At 61.1% G+C, this 16585-nt stretch carries 17 protein-coding genes; 7 read left to right on the top strand and 10 right to left on the bottom strand.

Annotated features, from left to right (window positions below; genetic code table 11):
* Positions 1-220 precede the first annotated feature (220 nt).
* Complete coding sequence (locus BLR13_RS25270) at positions 221-517, top strand: HU family DNA-binding protein (RefSeq protein ID WP_074818262.1); 297 nt, start codon at positions 221-223, stop codon at positions 515-517.
* 259 nt (positions 518-776) lie between these two features.
* Here the strand turns inward: BLR13_RS25270 and BLR13_RS25265 are convergent, their stop codons facing one another.
* Complete coding sequence (locus tag BLR13_RS25265) at positions 777-956, bottom strand: DUF3175 domain-containing protein (protein WP_074818264.1); 180 nt, start codon at positions 954-956, stop codon at positions 777-779.
* 183 nt (positions 957-1139) lie between these two features.
* Between BLR13_RS25265 and BLR13_RS40375 the strand changes: the two genes are divergently transcribed.
* The gene (locus BLR13_RS40375; protein ID WP_154070780.1) at positions 1140-1295 is read left to right on the top strand and encodes a hypothetical protein; all 156 of its coding nucleotides are present in this window, start codon (positions 1140-1142) and stop codon (positions 1293-1295) included.
* Between the two features lie 127 nt (positions 1296-1422).
* On the opposite strand, the gene BLR13_RS25260 is transcribed toward BLR13_RS40375, so the two are convergent.
* Positions 1423-2565, bottom strand: coding sequence for a hypothetical protein (locus tag BLR13_RS25260; RefSeq protein ID WP_074818266.1), 1143 nt, complete (start codon positions 2563-2565; stop codon positions 1423-1425).
* A 380-nt stretch (positions 2566-2945) separates the two neighbouring features.
* A complete protein-coding gene (locus tag BLR13_RS25255; RefSeq protein ID WP_074818268.1) occupies positions 2946-3782 on the bottom strand; it encodes an AraC family transcriptional regulator in 837 nt (278 codons plus the stop codon).
* Positions 3783-4030: 248 nt separating this feature from the next.
* Here BLR13_RS25255 and BLR13_RS25250 point away from each other — a divergent pair, with 248 nt between their 5' ends.
* A complete protein-coding gene (locus tag BLR13_RS25250) occupies positions 4031-5260 on the top strand; it encodes an ABC transporter substrate-binding protein (RefSeq protein WP_074818270.1) in 1230 nt (409 codons plus the stop codon).
* 76 nt (positions 5261-5336) lie between these two features.
* On the opposite strand, the gene BLR13_RS25245 is transcribed toward BLR13_RS25250, so the two are convergent.
* Positions 5337-6014 (bottom strand): glutathione S-transferase family protein, encoded by a 678-nt coding sequence (locus BLR13_RS25245; RefSeq protein WP_074818272.1) that lies wholly within the window; start codon positions 6012-6014, stop codon positions 5337-5339.
* 144 nt (positions 6015-6158) lie between these two features.
* Here BLR13_RS25245 and BLR13_RS25240 point away from each other — a divergent pair, with 144 nt between their 5' ends.
* Positions 6159-6695, top strand: coding sequence for a TetR/AcrR family transcriptional regulator (locus tag BLR13_RS25240; RefSeq protein WP_197679487.1), 537 nt, complete (start codon positions 6159-6161; stop codon positions 6693-6695).
* 114 nt (positions 6696-6809) lie between these two features.
* Here the strand turns inward: BLR13_RS25240 and BLR13_RS25235 are convergent, their stop codons facing one another.
* Entirely contained in the window at positions 6810-7187 is a 378-nt protein-coding gene (locus tag BLR13_RS25235; protein ID WP_074831119.1) for a hypothetical protein, read from the bottom strand.
* A 202-nt stretch (positions 7188-7389) separates the two neighbouring features.
* Here BLR13_RS25235 and BLR13_RS25230 point away from each other — a divergent pair, with 202 nt between their 5' ends.
* Positions 7390-7605: a hypothetical protein gene (locus tag BLR13_RS25230; RefSeq protein ID WP_074818275.1), complete on the top strand. Its 216-nt coding sequence runs from the start codon at positions 7390-7392 to the stop codon at positions 7603-7605.
* Positions 7606-8252: 647 nt separating this feature from the next.
* Here the strand turns inward: BLR13_RS25230 and BLR13_RS25225 are convergent.
* Positions 8253-8906, bottom strand: a complete 654-nt coding sequence (locus tag BLR13_RS25225; protein ID WP_074818277.1) for a glutathione S-transferase family protein — start codon at positions 8904-8906, stop codon at positions 8253-8255.
* Positions 8907-9085: 179 nt separating this feature from the next.
* Here BLR13_RS25225 and BLR13_RS25220 point away from each other — a divergent pair, with 179 nt between their 5' ends.
* Both BLR13_RS25220 and BLR13_RS25215 read left to right on the top strand, forming a co-directional pair.
* On the top strand, positions 9086-10309 hold the full coding sequence (locus BLR13_RS25220; RefSeq protein ID WP_091976737.1) for a polyhydroxyalkanoate depolymerase: 1224 nt from the start codon (positions 9086-9088) through the stop codon (positions 10307-10309).
* A gap of 212 nt (positions 10310-10521) precedes the next feature.
* Positions 10522-11313: a substrate-binding domain-containing protein gene (locus BLR13_RS25215; protein ID WP_074818279.1), complete on the top strand. Its 792-nt coding sequence runs from the start codon at positions 10522-10524 to the stop codon at positions 11311-11313.
* 108 nt (positions 11314-11421) lie between these two features.
* Here BLR13_RS25215 and BLR13_RS25210 read toward each other — a convergent pair whose 3' ends face one another.
* From BLR13_RS25210 to BLR13_RS25195, 4 genes are all read right to left on the bottom strand, one after another.
* Entirely contained in the window at positions 11422-11913 is a 492-nt protein-coding gene (locus tag BLR13_RS25210; protein WP_074818282.1) for a septal ring lytic transglycosylase RlpA family protein, read from the bottom strand.
* 288 nt (positions 11914-12201) lie between these two features.
* Positions 12202-13371, bottom strand: coding sequence for an MFS transporter (locus tag BLR13_RS25205; RefSeq protein ID WP_074818284.1), 1170 nt, complete (start codon positions 13369-13371; stop codon positions 12202-12204).
* Positions 13372-13596: 225 nt separating this feature from the next.
* The gene (locus BLR13_RS25200) at positions 13597-15336 is read right to left on the bottom strand and encodes a bifunctional protein-serine/threonine kinase/phosphatase (protein WP_074818286.1); all 1740 of its coding nucleotides are present in this window, start codon (positions 15334-15336) and stop codon (positions 13597-13599) included.
* 217 nt (positions 15337-15553) lie between these two features.
* Positions 15554-16366: a formate/nitrite transporter family protein gene (locus tag BLR13_RS25195; protein ID WP_074818287.1), complete on the bottom strand. Its 813-nt coding sequence runs from the start codon at positions 16364-16366 to the stop codon at positions 15554-15556.
* Between the last annotated feature and the right edge of the window lie 219 nt (positions 16367-16585).

Below are 16585 nucleotides of genomic sequence, written 5' to 3'. Positions count from 1 at the left end.
TTCGCCCTATACGCTAGCGATAGCGTACATCGCCGCTGTGTCGGCCATGAGTGATGGATCACACTATCGCTGATCAGATCTCCGCCCGCGCCTTGCATTTTCAGCCTCGATGGGTTTAAAGCCCGGTGAGTTTACGAGCACCGGCATGAACGACAGCACGTCGCGACGTCGTCACGAGACGCCCGGCGCGGCGCGGAAGCTTTCTCCAAAGGAACCTATTATGGCAAAGATGACCAAGAACCAATTGATCGATGCAATCGCAGAGGCAACACAGATCTCCAAGGGAGATGTAAAGTCCGTCGTGGAGCAGATGGCGACCGTCGGCTACAAGGAATTGAATGAAGCAGGCGAGTTCGTTATTCCCGGCTTCGTCAAAATGTCGGTCGTGCACAAGCCTGCTACCGAGGCCCGCAGCGGGATCAATCCCTTCACGAAAGAGCCTATGGAGTTCGCGGCCAAGCCCGCCAGCAAGTCGGTCAAGGCATCTCCGCTGAAGGTCGTGAAAGACTCCGTTTAACAGAGCGCTGGGCGGGTTGGCGGGAGCGCAACCCGCCGCACGCATCTGCATCGAAGCCCTCGAATGCGAGATCGGGCTCGTTTCAAGTTCCCCGCTGGAACAGATCTGTGGCTGCTGACAACGCACCTCCGGTGCCGTATATGACCGGCCCAGGGGAGCATCACATGGCTTTGTTAAATCGGGTTTTCACGACGCGCACGCTGCTGCAAATCATCTTCGTATTGACGACGACGATCATGATGAAAGCGATCAGTGCGCACTACGATTTCAGTTGGGCAACCGCTCTGGCAGCGGGATAATCACGCCCTGTTGTACAGCTGAGTTCGTCCTTGGCTTTCTCGATCTTCGTCTTGCGGGTGGCGGAGAGGTTCTTGCCCGCCCGGTTTTCGTAGAAGGTGAGCATCGCGACGTCCGGTTCCTCGCGATCCGGCCGGTCCATCAACTCCACCACACATCTGCGTCCAGGCAATGCGCTTCAACTCTTGCGGATGACGTCATTTTTCTGCTGTCCCGATCAGATTTTTGCCGCGTTGGATCGTGAGACTGTCAACGGCGCGGCCCGGTGACAAATTGTCCAGGAACCAAATTCGCCCGTCGGAGTTTTGCTCGCGGCAGGATTCAGATGTTTCGCAGATTTTCAAACCTGGCTGTGCTTTGCATCGCCCTTGCGGCGGCTGCCGGCATGCTGGCCTGGGTCAGCACCATGGCCATCAATGTGTTGCTGGATTCGCCCGGCGGCGGCGCCGCAGACATGAAGATCGTCCAGCCCCGTCAATGAGAGTGCGCCGAAATAGGGATTGATGTAGGGCGGATTAGCGCAGCGTAATCCGCCGTCTCAAATGCAATGGCGGATTACGCTGTCGCTAATCCGCCCTACGCGTCTGCGTGAGATGCGACTTGCCGGCCTACTCGTACAAATATCCGACCGGCTTGCCTTCGGTACGCAGCGGACGAATGTCCTTCCGCGTAATGATTTGACCAGCCAGGCCGTCGATTTCGTCACGCTGCGTCGGCGTCCAACTCCGCAGATTCTCCATGCCTTTCAGCAAGCCCAGCCGGAGGATCTGGGTATTTTCGCCCACGCCCACGAGATTGATGGTGTTCTTGCCCGCCGTCACGGTATCGCCGGTCGCAAGTTCGAAATTCTCCCCGGCGCTGTTGGCAAATGCGGCCGTGCCGCGAATGACGCGATAGATGACGACCTCACCCCTGTCGAGAAAGGCGGTGTCCGCCGCTGCCGAAGTGCTCTTCGGCAGGAGTGACTGACCACGCGGGTCGGTCGCAATGATGTGCCCCGTCGTCAGACGACCGCTCGGAACCTCTATACCGATATCGCGCACATAAACAGGGCCGGCTGATTTGATCGGTGTGCCAGCCGCCAGCGGCTTGTAGAGCGCGTCCAGCTCCAGCGGATCCTGAAGCCAGAAGCCGGCATCGGCCGGGCGATCGTGCAGCGGATGGCTCCAGGCCACGCGTGGCGTTTCCGCTTCGTTGATCTGATCCGGACCCACCACCGTCGGGTTGGGAAAGGTCGTGGGATCGGTAATGAAGGCTTCCAGAAACTTGCCGGAATAGCCCATGGACATCGGATCCGGCACCACGGTCTGCGGCGTTTTCAGGTTCTCTTCCGTGGATAGTCCCGACCAGGTGTAAAACAGCTGGCGATGCACAATCGCGCTCTGCAGCATCACCGCACCGGGGGCGACGTAGTAAAACCGGCCGTCGTAATCGAAGGTGAACGTGCCCGACGTGACCAGCACGAGCTGGTAACCGCCCGGCGGCAGGTGAAGATGGAAATCGGTGGGGCCGGTATCGGGGAGGTAAATCGGCAGATTGGTCGAAACTTCGTGAAGCAGGAAGGTTTCGTTGTTGGCATGAAAGCCTTCGTTCGCTCGGTTGTAGAGTGCCTGCGGGCGATACGTCGCCTCGTGTGACGCATCCTTGTCGCGATCGATCGCCACGAAATTCGTGTTGTTCAGGCGGAGGGGATCGCCGTTCGGGCGCCTAAGGCCGGGCATTTTGAGATCGATCGCGGCGTGCACGTTCATGACACCCTCCAATCCGAATGGTTCGACGAGATCTGAGGCATGTTCAATTTGCTGCTCTGCCTGGCAGGGCGCTCGGAATCGCTCGTCGATTCCGGGCCTCACGATGCATGCTGCAATGCGAAATTTGGGCCAGTTGGGGCCCGGACCGTCACATCGACTCGCAGAGGATGAGCCCGTTGAAAAAAGGCTAGTTCGCACAGGCTGTTACATCAGCCAGCGCTGGACGTGGCGGGGGCCCCTCATCCGTACGCCGCGAAGAACACGGATGTTGCGTTGCGTAAATTGTCAGCAAGCGTTGCTAGGAAAGGCGCAGTTGGGCACTCGCCCCGACGGTGGTGGATTTCGCTTCAGGACAAGTCGCCGACCCATCCCGAGCCGCCCTACTCTCGCACCGGAATCCATATCTCCAGCCCGCCATTGCCGGTCGCCGGATCGAACTTCTCGTCGTAGCGCTCGAAGTTCGGCGCGTCGGCGGCCTTGAAGCCGGACACCGGCAGCCAGTGATTCCAGATCGTGTTGACGGTACGGCGGATGGTGGAGATGTGTTCGGAGTGGGTGAACACCGCGTACTTCTGCTCGGGAATCCGCACGCGGGAAAATTCGCGCGGCAGGTCGGAGAAATCGGCGACTTCGACGCCGGCGATGTAGTCGAAATTTCCGGCGTCGTCGCCATTGCAGCAGACGCCATAAGCCACCTTGCCGATCCGCCCCGGGATGTGATCGACGGAGTGGTGAAACTGCTGCCACTGGTTCGGAATGCCGGCGCCGCCGTTCTCGTGGGTGCAGCGTTCGCTGATGCCGGCGACGAGCAACGGCCTGGAGGTTTCGAAGCGCGGGGCATTGAGATGATCGAGCGCGGTCGAGTTCATGACGATGGGCTCCTGTAGCCTGAGATGATCGAGGCAGGTTGCGGCGCGGACCGCTTCGGGCGTGACGCCGAAATGCTCGCGGAACGCGCGGGTGAAGGCTTCGTGGGAGCTGTAGTCCGCATCCAGCGCCAGGCTGAGAATGTCAGGCGCGCCGGCGACAAGCGCGCGCGCCGCCTTGCTCAGGCGGCGGGCACGCACGTAGCGCATCACCGAAAGCCCGGTCGCGGCGCCGAACGCCCGCACCAGATGGAAGCGCGAGACGCCGCTGACGCCGGCGATCTCGTCAAGCGTCAACGGCGCGGCCAGATGGCTTTCGATGTACCAGAGCGCCTTCTGGGCTGGATTCATGGACGACAGCTCTCGTTCGAAGCGGCGCCATCATGATCGTTCGGCGCGCGCTTCGTTTGACAGTACTTGCTCGCCCGGGCCGGAACGCCCGTTTGTTCCGCATAGCGGAAATTAACGACTAAAGGCTGCGCTAGTAACATGGTTCCAATCGTGCATACTCGCCGCCTGCATTGATCCGACGGCTCACCAAGCTGCCCTATAATTAAGACTGCAAGAGCCTTCGGCCAGCACGTCAGGGAGGACGATGAATGGACTACCGTGTCTCGAAGCATGTCACATCTTTTGCGCTCGCGGGATTACTCGCCGTCGCAGTCGCAAGCACCGCCAACGCCCAGAAGAAATACGACCCGGGTGCTACCGATACCGAGATCAAGATCGGCAACATCATGCCCTATTCGGGGCCCGCGTCCGCCTATGCGACGATCGGCAAGACCGAAGCGGCGTTTTTCAACAAGATCAATGCCGAAGGCGGCATCAACGGCCGCAAGATCAACTTCATCAGCTATGATGACGGCTACAGCCCGCCGAAAATGGTGGAGCAGGCGCGCAAGCTGGTCGAAAGCGACGAGGTGCTGCTGATCTTCAACCCGCTCGGCACCCCCGGCAACACCGCGATTCAGAAGTACATGAACGCGAAAAAAGTGCCGCAGATCTTCGTGTCGACCGGTGCGGCGAAATGGAACGATCCGAAGAATTTTCCGTGGACCATGGGCTGGCAGCCGAGCTACCAGGTCGAAGCCCGCATCTACGCGAAATACATTCTGCAGAACTATCCCGGCAAGACCATCGGCGTGCTGTATCAGAACGACGACTTCGGCAAGGACTATGTGATCGGGCTGCGCGAAGGGCTCGGCGAACTGGCCAACAAGCTGATTGTCGTCGAAAGCTCCTACGAGACGAGTTCGCCGACGGTGGATTCGCAGGTGGTGCAGATCAAGGGCGCCAATCCCGACATCTTCATCAACATCGCAACGCCGAAATTCGCAGCGCAGGCGATCAAGAAAATCGGCGAACTGGCCTGGCATCCGGTGCAGTTCCTGACCAACGTATCCGCATCGGTCGGCGGCGTCATGAAGCCTGCCGGCTATGATAACAGCCAGGACATCCTGAGCGCGGCCTACCTGAAGGATCCCAAGGACCCGCAGTGGAAGAACGATCCGGCCATGAACGAGTGGCGCGCCTTCATGACCAAGTGGTATCCGGAAGGCGACCAGGAAGACGCCGCGACCACCTTCGGTTATGGCGTAGCGCAAGGCATCGTCCAGGTGCTCAAGCAATGCGGCGACGACCTCACGCGCGAGAACGTCATGAAGCAGGCGGCCAACCTGAACTTCGAACTCGGCGTCTACCTGCCCGGCACCAAGATCAAGACCAGCCCGACAGACTTTGCCCCGCTCGAACAGCTTCAGATGATGAAGTTCAAGGGCGAGAGCTGGGAACTGTTCGGACCTGTCATGTCGGGCGAGAAGAACTCGTAAGCTTCGCTTCGATCCGGCGCATTCTGTGACACACAGGGTGTGCCGGTTCGTCAGGCGATCACAGCGCTCACAGCGGTTACAGGCCGAAGCGCTTGAGGTCTTCCGGAAGGAACGCCTGACCGCTGCGCTTCTTCACGCTCGGCAGCTCTGAAACCTTCGTTCGCCAGGCCGCCAGTGAAGCGAGCTCGGGCGGAATCGCCAACCCAGCGGCCTCGGCAAAATCGAGACTCGCGAAGACCGTGATGTCAGCCATCGAGAACGCCTCGCCGGCGACGAAGGGGCGGCTTTTCAGCACGCCATCGAAATATTTCATGCCCTGGATGGCTTTCGCGCCTTGCCTTTGGCCCCATTCCTGTCGGCCGGTCCATTCCGGACTCACATAGGGCTGCATCGCATCGCCGAGACCCGGCGTCGCATAATGGAAATAGCCGTCCACGGCGCCCATCAGCTCGGCTTCCGCACGGATGTGAACCGTGGCCTTTTCGCGCGGCGTCTTGCCTGTGAGAGTCGGATTGCCATCCAGATTGTCCAGATATTCGGTGATTGCCGTGGACTCGGAGATCAAGGTGCCGTCATCGAGTTCGAGCACCGGAATCTTGCCGGATGGATTGATGGCGAGAAAACGTGGCTGCTTGTGCTCGGCGCCGATCAGATCGACGCTGACGAACTCGATTCTGTTCTCAAGGCGTTTTTCGGCCAGCACGATGCGGATACGGGAAGGGTTGGGAAAGCCGGGACGATCGTAGATCTTCATGGGGATGGCCTTTCGATTTATATATCTATCGATAGATAGGTAACGCTATCTAGCCTTTTATTCTGCGTCGTCAACGTCTATCTATCGGTAGATAAACTTCGAGAGTTCACGAAAATGCGAACGACCGATACCAGAGAGGCGATCATGGCCGCTGGACGCGCAACGGTGCAGGCGCACGGCTACAACGGCCTCAGCTTCCGAGAGATTGCCAAGGCAGTCGGCGTCAAGAGCGCCAGCATTCACTACCACTTTCCGACCAAGGGCGACCTCGGAGCCGCGCTGGCGCGCACCTATACCGACGAGGCCGCCGCGCTGCTCGACGGCTTTCTCGCCGCCTCCGAGGAGCCGACCGCATGCATGAAGAACTATGCCCGGGTTTTTCGCTCAGCGTTGCTGAACGACAATCGGATGTGCCTGTGCGGGATCATGGCCGCCGAACACGACGATCTGCCGGCGGAAGTCAGATCCGAGGTGGATCGATTCACCGAGCTCAATATCCGCTGGCTGACGAAGGTGTTGGCGCTGCGAAGGCCCGGCGCCGTCAGGAAAGCAGTTCAACGCCAGGCGCAGGCGGTATTCGCAGCCATCGAGGGCGCGCAGTTGGTCGCGCGAGGACGCGGCGACGTGACGGTGTTCGACGAGATCGTTGAAGCGTACCGAGCCGCAGGCCTGATTCCCTAGGCTCCGATTAAATCAGAACCGGACTGCAGCTTTTCATTTTGACGCGCTTTCGCGCGAACCGGTGCCCACCCCCGGATCAAGTCCGAGGGCATGCTTCGCTCGAAAACGCTATGACTACTTTGTGCCCTCCTTCGCCGGCGCTGCATCCTTCGCCGGCGGGGCGTCGGCCTTCTTCTTCAAATCCTCGTCCGTTTTCTTCTGCGCCGCCTGCAAATCGCCCACCGTCTTCATCAAGCCCACCACCGTGCCCTTCAGTCCCTCGATCTGCCGGTTGGCCGCGTCGATCTTCTGCTGATGGTCCAATGTCAGCTTGGCGATCGTCTTCTGCAGGAAGTCGACGTTGCTCTGCAGGCAACTGGTCCGCCGCTCCATGGTCTTCTCGACGGTGCAGATTTCGATGCCGGGAACGTCCTGCGCGTGGCCGGTCGCCGCGAAGGCAGCCATCAGCAGCGCGGAAGCGGCGAAAGCGGTCGTAACGGTCCGGGCGATCATCAAATCCTCATTCAGTCTTTTTGACGGCGCGCCCATCACAGCAAATTGCGCGAAGCCGGCCGCCGGCGCCAGAGATACCACACTGATACCTCATTCGGGCGCTGTGCTTTCGGCCGTTACGGATGATGAATTTAGCCGCAGAACTCAAACCCCAAGAATTTTGCCCCAGGGTTTGCGGTCCCAGGCAACGGAGATTGATTGGATGGCAACGCGTGAAAAGCGGCTGGCGCAATTCGACGGCAGCGGCGAGCCGCCGCCGGACCAGCCGGTAGAGGTGCTTTGCGAGGATCACAGCGGCACTTATCAGCTTCCATTTGCCTGCCGCTGGGTCGACGGCCAATGGCGCAATGAGAAGACCGGTGGCGCCGTCGAGGCCACCGTCGTCGGTTGGCGGCTGCCGCGCGCCAATTCGATCTGAGAAAGCCCGGTTCGATCCGAGCGAGGGCCGAGGCGCGGCCATAGCGGCCGCGCCTTGTGCCAGAATGCGACGCGCGCGCGTGTCGTATTAAGGTTCGGAACGCGGACGGAACGAACCGCGCCCGAATCACTGCTTTAGCGCTGTACTCCGTTGTTCACGGCTAGGTATCGGCCAAAATCCGAGGCGACGCCCTACATACAGCACGACCATGAAGGGCCACAGCCAGCGGCCGACGACAAAGGTTAACTCCTCCTGGGATGACATGGCGTCACTCCCACAGCGGCTTGTTACGGGAGAATTTGCTGACGACGGCATGCTGATTCATCGAAGCCTCCACGGTTCTTGTTCGCGAGATCGCGACCACGCAAGGCGTCCAAATTTTCGGCAGCGTCGCATCGTCGCGTTCACGGCTGCATGTTGCTATGCGAAATCCGCGCCAAACCCGCCGGACTGCGGCGATTTGACCATGCCAGCCGCCAACGCGGCGAAGCGCTTGGCGGGAAGCCGAAATCGGGGTTCGACGATTCGGGGAGCCTGACCGGGGCACCGGCGGCAAACGCGGCCGCCGCAGCTTTGCTGGCACCGGCTCGGGCAAGGCCTGCCCGGGCTATGAGCCCCTCAAACGGGCAACGCGCCGCGGGACTTGCCTAATATTCGACCTCGAGCTCTTCGATGTCGGCGGGCTCGGCCTTGGCAGCCTCAATCCACTCCTGCATCTCGGGCATGGCCATGATGGTGTTGGCGTAGGCCGCAAGCTTGGGCTCGAGCTTGACGTCATAGGTCATGAAGCGGGTGACGACGGGCGCATACATGGCATCGGCCATGGTGCGCTCGCCGAACAGGAACGGGCCACCGGATTCGGCCAGGCATTCGCGCCAGATGGTGCAGACCCGGTCGATGTCGGCCTGGGCCCGCGACCAGATCTTGAAGCCCGGGAAATGGCCCTTCAGGTTGACCGGCAGCGAGGCGCGCAGCGTCGTGAAGCCGGAATGGATTTCACCGCAGATCGACCAGCAATGGGCGCGCTGGATGCGGTCCGTCGGCACCAGGCCGGCGTCCGGCTTGATCTCGTTGAGATACTCCGCGATCGCCAGCGTATCCCACACGGTCGCGCCCTCATGGCGCAGGCACGGCACCAGGATCGACGACGACAGCAGCAGGATTTCGGCCCGCGCCGACGCGTCGTCGGGCGCGGTCACGACCTCCTCGAATTCCAGCCCGGAAAACTTCGTCAACAGCCAGCCGCGCAGCGACCATGACGAATAGTTCTTGCTGGAAATAGTCAGTGTCGTTTTCGCCATCTGGCCTTTTCCTCAAACCCTGAACGCCTGCCGCAACAGCCCGCGCGGTCGGCCGCAGCGCCGCCCAATCGGTGTGCGTCGGGTATTTTACGCAGCAAGCCACGTGCCAGTTTAAGGGACGACCGGGCCCCGTTCTGGCGTCGATATTGCATGGCAATAGCGGACAGGGGCGGATGTGAATGATGTCAATGATGTACCAGGCCTATCAGAACCACATGGACCTCACGGCGCCATGGCGGACCGGGGCCGGAGCGGCGCTGAAATATCTCAATCTGGTGCCGCAAGGCATGTCCGACAAAGTGTTCGGACGGCTTGCCGCGGCCCTCGAACTGATCTCGCGGACGTCGCTGACCTATGCGCGGCCGGCCTACGGCATCGACAAGGTGCTGGTCGGCAACCAGGAGCTGGAGGTGACCGAGGAAGTCACCTTCTCGACGCCGTTCGGTTCGCTGCTGCGCTTCAAGAAGGAGAATTCACCGGAGCAGCCCAAACTGTTGCTGGTGGCGCCGATGTCTGGCCATTTCGCGACGCTGCTGCGCGGCACCGTGAAGACGCTGCTGCAGGACCACGACGTCTACATCACCGACTGGCATAACCCGCGCGACATTCCGCTCGGCGCCGGCCGGTTCGGCCTCGAGGATTATACCGATCACCTGATCACGTTCCTCGAGCAGATGGGGCCGCGTTCGCACATGGTGGCGATCTGCCAGCCGTCAGTCTCGGCGCTGGCCGCGGCCGCCGTGATGTCGGAGGACAACCACCCTGCCCGCCCGGCGACGCTGACCCTGATGGCCGGCCCGATCGACACGCGGATCCAGCCGACCAAGGTCAACGATTTCGCCAAGAGCAAGCCGATCAAGTGGTTCGAGGAGAACCTGATCAATTACGTGCCGCTGCAATGCAAGGGCGCGTTCCGCCAGGTCTATCCCGGCTTCGTGCAGCTCACCGCGTTCGTGTCGATGAATCTCGAGCGCCACATCAAGCAGCACATCGATCTCGCCGATCACCTCGCCAAAGGCGAGAAGGCGAAGGCGGAGCTGATCAAGACTTTCTACGACGAGTATTTCGCCGTGATGGACCTGCCGGCGGAATTTTACATCGAGACCGTGCGCGACGTGTTTCAGGAGCACCTGCTGCCGCAGGGCCTCCTGATGCATCGCGGCCGGCCGGTGAACCCGGCCTCGATCAAGCGCATGGGCCTGATGACGGTGGAAGGCGAGAAGGACGATATCTGCTCGATCGGCCAGACGCTGGCGGCACAGGACCTCTGCACCGGCGTGCGCGCCTATCGCCGCGTGCACCACATGCAGGCCGGCGTCGGCCATTACGGCGTATTCTCGGGAAAACGCTGGAACAACGAGATCTATCCGCTGCTGCGGGACTTTGTGCATGTGAATTCGTGAGGGTGATGCGGCCCGCCTTTTCCACGTCATTGCGAGCGAAGCGAAGCAATCCATCGTACGGCACAAAGAAAGCGTGGATTGCTTCGTCGCTTCGCTCCTCGCAATGACGGCCAATGCGCAAATGCGCCCGCCTCGCTCTAGCCGCCCTCCCCTTCCCGCGCTAGAACCCTTCCAAGGTCGACCATCCAAGAGTCGCCCCGGGAGGATTTATCATGCGGCTTTCGATTTCTTTTCGTGCCCTCGCGCTCGGCCTCTTCAGCGCCGTCCTGCTGACGGGCGCGGCCGGCGCCGCCGAGGTCCGGGTGATGATCTCGGGCGGAATGACCGCCGCCTACAAGGCGCTAGTTCCCGAATTCGAACGCGCCACCGGCCACAAGGTGCTGACCGCCTACGGGCCGTCGATGGGCACGACCACCAATGCGATCCCGGTGCGGCTGGAACGCGGCGAACCGGCCGACGTGCTGATCATGGTTGGCTACGCGCTCGGCGATCTCGTGAAGAAGGGCAAGGTCATATCAGACAGCACGGTCGATCTGGTCAGGTCGCCGATCGGCGTCGCCGTGAAGTCGGGCGCACCGAGACCGGACATCTCCTCGGCGGACGCGGTCAAGCGCGCGCTGCTGGCGGCGAAAACCATCGCCTATTCCGACAGCGCCAGCGGCGTCTACGTCTCGACCGAGATGTTCGCCAAGCTCGGCATTGCCGAGGCCATGAAGGACAAGGCCCGGAAGATTCCGGCGACCCCGGTCGGCGAAATCGTGGCCCATGGCGACGCCGAACTCGGCTTCCAGCAGATCAGCGAGCTGAAGCCCGTCGAGGGCATTGACATAATCGGCCCGCTGCCGGACGCCTTGCAGCAGATCACGGTGTTTTCCGCCGGGATCGCCAGCGTTTCCAAAGAGCCCGACGCCGGCAAGGCGCTGATCAAATTCCTCGCTTCGCCCGCGGCCCGCCCCGAACTGGTCAAGAGCGGCATGGACCCGATTGTGGGCGCGACGAATTAAGGGCGTCTAGCCAACCCTCATTTGCGCCGCCAGCGTCCCCGATATCAGCGAAGCGCGATACTCGAGCAGAGTGAGCGCAAAAATCCAATTTTTACTCCATGGCTTCGCTCAGCCAACGGGTCCGGGTACCCAGTAGTCGCCGAGAAGCGGCATGACTTTTACGTCGCGAATGACGCCGATCTCCATGCCCGGATCGAAATGACGCATCGTCCGCTCATTGAGATCGATGATGCGGCCCGGCATGAGCGGGCCGACATCGTTTATCTTGACGATGACCTTCTTGCCGACAGCCTCAACGAGGGCGTACTTCGGCCTCTCGCCAAATTGCACGCCACCAAATTTTTCACGCAGACTCGTTTTGATGGCAGCTGTCCAGGCAGAGGGATCATAGCGCTCGCCGGAAGCGGTTTCCGGGCCACCTTCCCGCGTTCCGGGCTGGAATGGATTGTACGTGGATGCCGCGCCAACGAGCGCATCGCCACAAGCCTGATCGACGACGGCGCTTGAATGAACTGTCGCGTCTTGACCTCGAGCGGCGGCAGCAAAAACGGCAAACGTAACTACAGCGCCGCAAATCGCGGCGCTCGCGCGGAACAACATAGTAACTCCTCGATTGATTTTCTGACGTTCGGTTCCAGATGCCGCAAAAGAAATGGTCGACCGAACGCGGAGGCGTTAACGAGCCCGTGCCAATTTCTTGCAGATGCGCGCCGACGTTGGCGACAGAACCGTTGTGGGAACCAGAGTGGTCCTCGCACAGTGTTTTGGTTCTCTTGGTCTAAGACAAAGATTGGGTCGGCAACATGGCTGGAGAGAGTCGGATAGATGTCCGCTCAGGAGGATCAAAAACCGACATGGACCCGATTGCAGGCGCGACGAATTAGGAGATCAGCGTTGCGCCGAACTCCGTTTTTCCGGAGACGTGACTGCAAAGATGGCGCCGAGGGAAACCAGAACGACAGAGGCCGAGATAATGGCGACGGTCGAACTGGTGAGGTCGGCCAGCAAGCCTAATCCCGGCGGCCCAATGACATACCCCGCATCCGCCGTCATCCGGAAGGCAGTCATCGCGGAAGCATTCATTCCGGCTGGAGCCGTATCTACGACATAGGCTGCCGGCGCGGAGCTGCTGATGGAGGCTGCAACGCTCCAGACAATGGAAGCCGCAATAAACCACGCGTACGAAGGCGCGTAGCAGAACAGGACCATCGACATCCCCGTCAGCACCGTTGACGGGACGATGACCGCCTTCCGGCCGATGCGGTCGGCGAGCCAGCCGGCCGGATAGGCAGCGACAAAGCCGAACACGCCGGACACCATCATGGCGAAGCCGATCTCGGTAACCGAAAGGCCGAGCGTGGTCGTGGCAAGCAGCGGGATGAGCGCAAATAGCCCACCGGTGCGCACGACAGCGTTCATCAGCGAGATCAGGCTGACGAGCAGAAAGCCGCGATGCGACAACAACCCCAGCATCTGCCGGATGAAGGGGATCTCGGCGGCTTTGCCGGAAGCCACCGCGCTTGTTCGCGCGGACCGGGTCTCGCTGACCAGAAACCAGGCGATGGCCGTCGTCAGAAGACTTGCCACCCCTGTCATCAAAAATGGAGCAGCAAGGCCGTAGGCGCCGGCCAGCAACCCGCCTGGAAAAGGCCCGACGCCAAAACCAAGAAGAAACGCGGCCTGATACGTCGCGATGTTGCGCCCGCGCCGGTCGGGCGGACTGATATCGGCGAGCACGATCTGGCCAATTGTCAGAATGATGCCGGCGCCAGCGCCGGCAACAATTCGCGCCAGGATGAATTCGACAAAGCTATGCGCTTCGGCGCACCAGAAACTTCCGACCGCCGAGATGAGACCGCCGATCGCGAGCACGGGCCGCCGGCCCCAGCGGTCCGCCAGTTGCCCTCCAGGCAACACCGCCAGAAAACGCGCCAAACCATAGGCGGCGACGGCAAGACCGATGGCTGAAGCCGAAACACCGAATGAACTCGCGTAAAGCGGCAGCGACGGCACCATCGCGCCGAACCCGAGCTGATTCACACCAACGAGGAGGCACATCCAAAGGAGGATCCTACGCTCGCTGGTCAAGCTCTTGCATCCGGTTTTTGTGTCGTTGGAAAGTAGCTGTAGCTGCTGTGACCGCTCGCATCAATCCGCGTTGCGGACATGGCACCACAGCGTCCGTCTGCAAACCCGGTTGTGGCAGGGAGCGGCTTGCAGACATCAGCCCATGCATGGATGAGGTCCGCTATGGGCCATTGGCGGACTTGCCCAGTCTGGTCTTCAGCGATGCCCGCCATGCTGCAACGCCAGCAGCAGGATCACGGCGAGCGCGAGCACGATGGTGGTGCTCTTCCAGAACAACAGCGGGTTGCGCTCGATCAGCGGCGTCGATGAGGTGTTGAGATAGTTGGCGTTGGGGTGACGCAGGTCGAACAGGAATTCCGACAGGCTGTCGTAGCGCTTGGCGGGATTGGGATGCACGGCCTTCTCCAGCGTGCCGTCGATCCATTGCGGGATGTCGCGGCTGCCGTGCGCCGCCGGCGCATAAACCAGCTTGCCGAACTGCGAGCGCGTTCGCGCCCGCGCGATCTGCGCGCCGTAGGGCAATTTTCCCGTCAGCATCTGATAGGTGATGACGCCGAGCGAAAACAGGTCGGAGCGCGACGAGACCTGCTCGCCGAGGAAATATTCCGGCGCGGTATATTGCTGCGTGCCGAGAATATCGTTGCGGCTGCCCGGCGGCGACGCTTCGGCGACGCCGGTGATCTTGGTCGAGCCGAAATCGATGATCTTCACCGTGCCGGTCGCATCGATCATGATGTTGTCGGGCCGGATGTCCTGGTGCAGCATCTCCTTGCGGTGGAACGCCCGCAGGCCCTTGGCGATCTGCTCGACGATGCCGCGCACGGTCTCCAGGCCCGGCTTCGGATTGTCGATCATCCACTGGGTCAGTGTCTGCCCGTCGATGAATTCGGTGACGACGTAGAGGAAATTGCGCTTGCGCTGCGGCGGGCAGGGTTTCAGCACATGCGGGCTGTCGATCCGCCGCGCCACCCACTCTTCCATCATGAAGCGCTTCAGGTAAGCGGGGTCGTCGCGCAGGTCGATCGAGGGGATCTTGATGGCGACCACCGCGTCGGTCTCGATGTCGACGGCGAGATAAATGTGACTTCGGCTGGAGCCATGCAATTCCCTGATGATGCGGTAGCCGTCGAACACCGCCCGCGCCTCCAGCAGCGGCGGGAGCGGCAATTCGTGCGGCTGGCCGAACACCTCGCGGGCGGCGGCATCCGGCAACTCGTCGACGCGGACGATCTGCACGGTGAGATTGTCCTTGCTGCCGAGCTCATAGGCCAGTTCGACGATGGCCCTGGCGGCCTGGTCCAGATCGTCAGCGCCGTCCTTGACCACCCGCGCGATCACGCGCTCGCCGACATGCTCATAGATGCCGTCGGTCACCAGCACGAAGGTGTCGCCCTTCTCTACCCTAGACATCAGGTAGTCGATCTCGATTTGGGAATTCACCCCCAGCGCGCGGCCGAGATAGCTCTGCTCCGACGAAATCACGACGCGATGGTCGTTGGTGAGCTGTTCAAGCGTGGTGCCGGAAACGCGATAGATCCTGGAATCGCCGACGTGAAACAGATGCGCCGTGGTCGACTTAATGACGAGCGCGCTCAGCGTGCAGACGTAGCCGCGATCCTTGTCGTAGGAATACTGGCTGCGCCGTGTCTGCGAGTGCAGCCAGGAATTGGTCGCCTCCAGCACGCGCTGCGCCGAGGTTCGCACCGACCAGGATTCCGACGTGCAGTAATAGTCGGTCAAAAATCCCTTGACCGCCGACTCGGCTGCGATCCGGCTGACATTGCTGCTGGAGATCCCGTCCGCCAGCACGATGGCGATGCCCTTCAGGCTGAGCAGCGGCTCGTCCGGAATCAGAACGCCGTGAAAATCCTGATTGGTCTCCTTGCGACCTTTGTCAGAATGTTGCCCGACCGTTATTTTCAGTTCACGCGACATCTGTACGACCCGGGAGCGGGACCTCAACTAGAGCCCGGTTCTGATTGTATCAGAACCGGGCTCCAGCTTTTTGTTTTGACGCGTTTTCTACCGCAGATAAGTCTACGCAATCTGCGTAAACTTGATTGCTATGCGAACCGGTACCCACTTCCGAACCGGTACCCACTTCGCTCGAAAACGCTATTGAAGGTTGAGGCCCCCTCCGGTCAATCGCCGATCAGGCCGGGATCCGCTTCGGCTGCGTCAGGACGTGGGTCGTGTAGAGAGTCAGTCCAGTGAAGGCGAGGCCGCCGACCAGGTTGCCCAGCACGGTCGGAATCTCGTTCCAGATGAAGTAGTCCAGGATCGAGAACTTCGCATGCAGCATCAGCCCCGACGGAAACAGAAACATGTTCACGACGGAATGCTCGAACACCATGTAGAAGAACACCAGGATCGGCATCCACATCGCGATCACCTTGCCGGGGACCGTCGTGGAAATCATCGCGCCGACGACGCCGGTGGACACCATCCAGTTGCACAGCATGCCGCGGATGAACAGCGTTGCCATGCCGGCCGCACCATGCGCCGCGTAGCCCAGCGTTCGGCCCTCGCCGATGTTTCCGATCGCAGCACCTACCTTGTCGGGCTCCTGCGTGAAGCCGAACGTCGTCACGAAGGCCATCATGAAGGCCACCGTGAGGGCGCCTGCAAAATTGCCGATGAACACAAGGCCCCAGTTTCGCAGAACGCCGCCGAGCGTGACACCCGGGCGTTTGTCGAGCAGCGCCAGCGGCGAGAGGACGAACACGCCGGTCAGGAGATCGAAGCCCAAGAGGTAGAGCATGCAGAAGCCGACCGGAAACAACAGCGCGCCGACGATCGGCTGGCCCGTGTTGACGTTGATCGTCACGGCGAACCAGGCCGCCAGCGCGAGGATGGCGCCGGCCATATAGGCGCGGATGATGGTGTCGCGTGTCGACATGAAGACTTTGGATTCTCCGGCATCGACCATCTTGGTGACGAATTCCGAAGGCGCGAGATAGGCCATTCCAGTTCCCCTTGTGTGGCAGAAAGCATTGAAAAGCGCCGGCCATCACGAAAGGCCGCGCCGATGTAAAAAAGCTACGCCGTTCTCGCGCGCGAGCCGAAGCGGCGCCCTCGGCAGAAGCACAACGCTTCCACGATGGCGCCGCTGGCGACACGCTCACGCCCGATCAGAAACAGAGATGCACAAGCTTTGTGGGAGTGCCCCCGACGACTGCTCCAG

The organism is Bradyrhizobium ottawaense, assembly GCF_900099825.1.
GTDB lineage: Bacteria > Pseudomonadota > Alphaproteobacteria > Rhizobiales > Xanthobacteraceae > Bradyrhizobium > Bradyrhizobium ottawaense_A.
Note: the sequence above shows the minus strand (reverse complement) of the source record. Positions and strands in the feature narration are given on the sequence as shown.

Bases quoted from the DNA above. Each gene is read 5' to 3' on its own strand.
- BLR13_RS25210 (WP_074818282.1), bottom strand. From the start codon at position 11,913: ATGTTGTTCCGCGCGAGCGCCGCGATTTGCGGCGCTGTAGTTACGTTT.
- BLR13_RS25270 (WP_074818262.1), top strand. From the start codon at position 221: ATGGCAAAGATGACCAAGAACCAATTGATCGATGCAATCGCAGAGGCA.
- BLR13_RS25255 (WP_074818268.1), bottom strand. From the start codon at position 3,782: ATGAATCCAGCCCAGAAGGCGCTCTGGTACATCGAAAGCCATCTGGCC.
- BLR13_RS25225 (WP_074818277.1), bottom strand. From the start codon at position 8,906: ATGGCGAAAACGACACTGACTATTTCCAGCAAGAACTATTCGTCATGG.
- BLR13_RS25250 (WP_074818270.1), top strand. From the start codon at position 4,031: ATGGACTACCGTGTCTCGAAGCATGTCACATCTTTTGCGCTCGCGGGA.
- BLR13_RS25235 (WP_074831119.1), bottom strand. From the start codon at position 7,187: ATGATCGCCCGGACCGTTACGACCGCTTTCGCCGCTTCCGCGCTGCTG.
- BLR13_RS25195 (WP_074818287.1), bottom strand. From the start codon at position 16,366: ATGGCCTATCTCGCGCCTTCGGAATTCGTCACCAAGATGGTCGATGCC.
- BLR13_RS25205 (WP_074818284.1), bottom strand. From the start codon at position 13,371: ATGTGCCTCCTCGTTGGTGTGAATCAGCTCGGGTTCGGCGCGATGGTG.
- BLR13_RS25220 (WP_091976737.1), top strand. From the start codon at position 9,086: ATGATGTCAATGATGTACCAGGCCTATCAGAACCACATGGACCTCACG.
- BLR13_RS25230 (WP_074818275.1), top strand. From the start codon at position 7,390: ATGGCAACGCGTGAAAAGCGGCTGGCGCAATTCGACGGCAGCGGCGAG.
- BLR13_RS25260 (WP_074818266.1), bottom strand. From the start codon at position 2,565: ATGAACGTGCACGCCGCGATCGATCTCAAAATGCCCGGCCTTAGGCGC.
- BLR13_RS25215 (WP_074818279.1), top strand. From the start codon at position 10,522: ATGCGGCTTTCGATTTCTTTTCGTGCCCTCGCGCTCGGCCTCTTCAGC.
- BLR13_RS25265 (WP_074818264.1), bottom strand. From the start codon at position 956: ATGGACCGGCCGGATCGCGAGGAACCGGACGTCGCGATGCTCACCTTC.
- BLR13_RS25245 (WP_074818272.1), bottom strand. From the start codon at position 6,014: ATGAAGATCTACGATCGTCCCGGCTTTCCCAACCCTTCCCGTATCCGC.
- BLR13_RS25200 (WP_074818286.1), bottom strand. From the start codon at position 15,336: ATGTCGCGTGAACTGAAAATAACGGTCGGGCAACATTCTGACAAAGGT.
- BLR13_RS25240 (WP_197679487.1), top strand. From the start codon at position 6,159: ATGGCCGCTGGACGCGCAACGGTGCAGGCGCACGGCTACAACGGCCTC.
- BLR13_RS40375 (WP_154070780.1), top strand. From the start codon at position 1,140: ATGTTTCGCAGATTTTCAAACCTGGCTGTGCTTTGCATCGCCCTTGCG.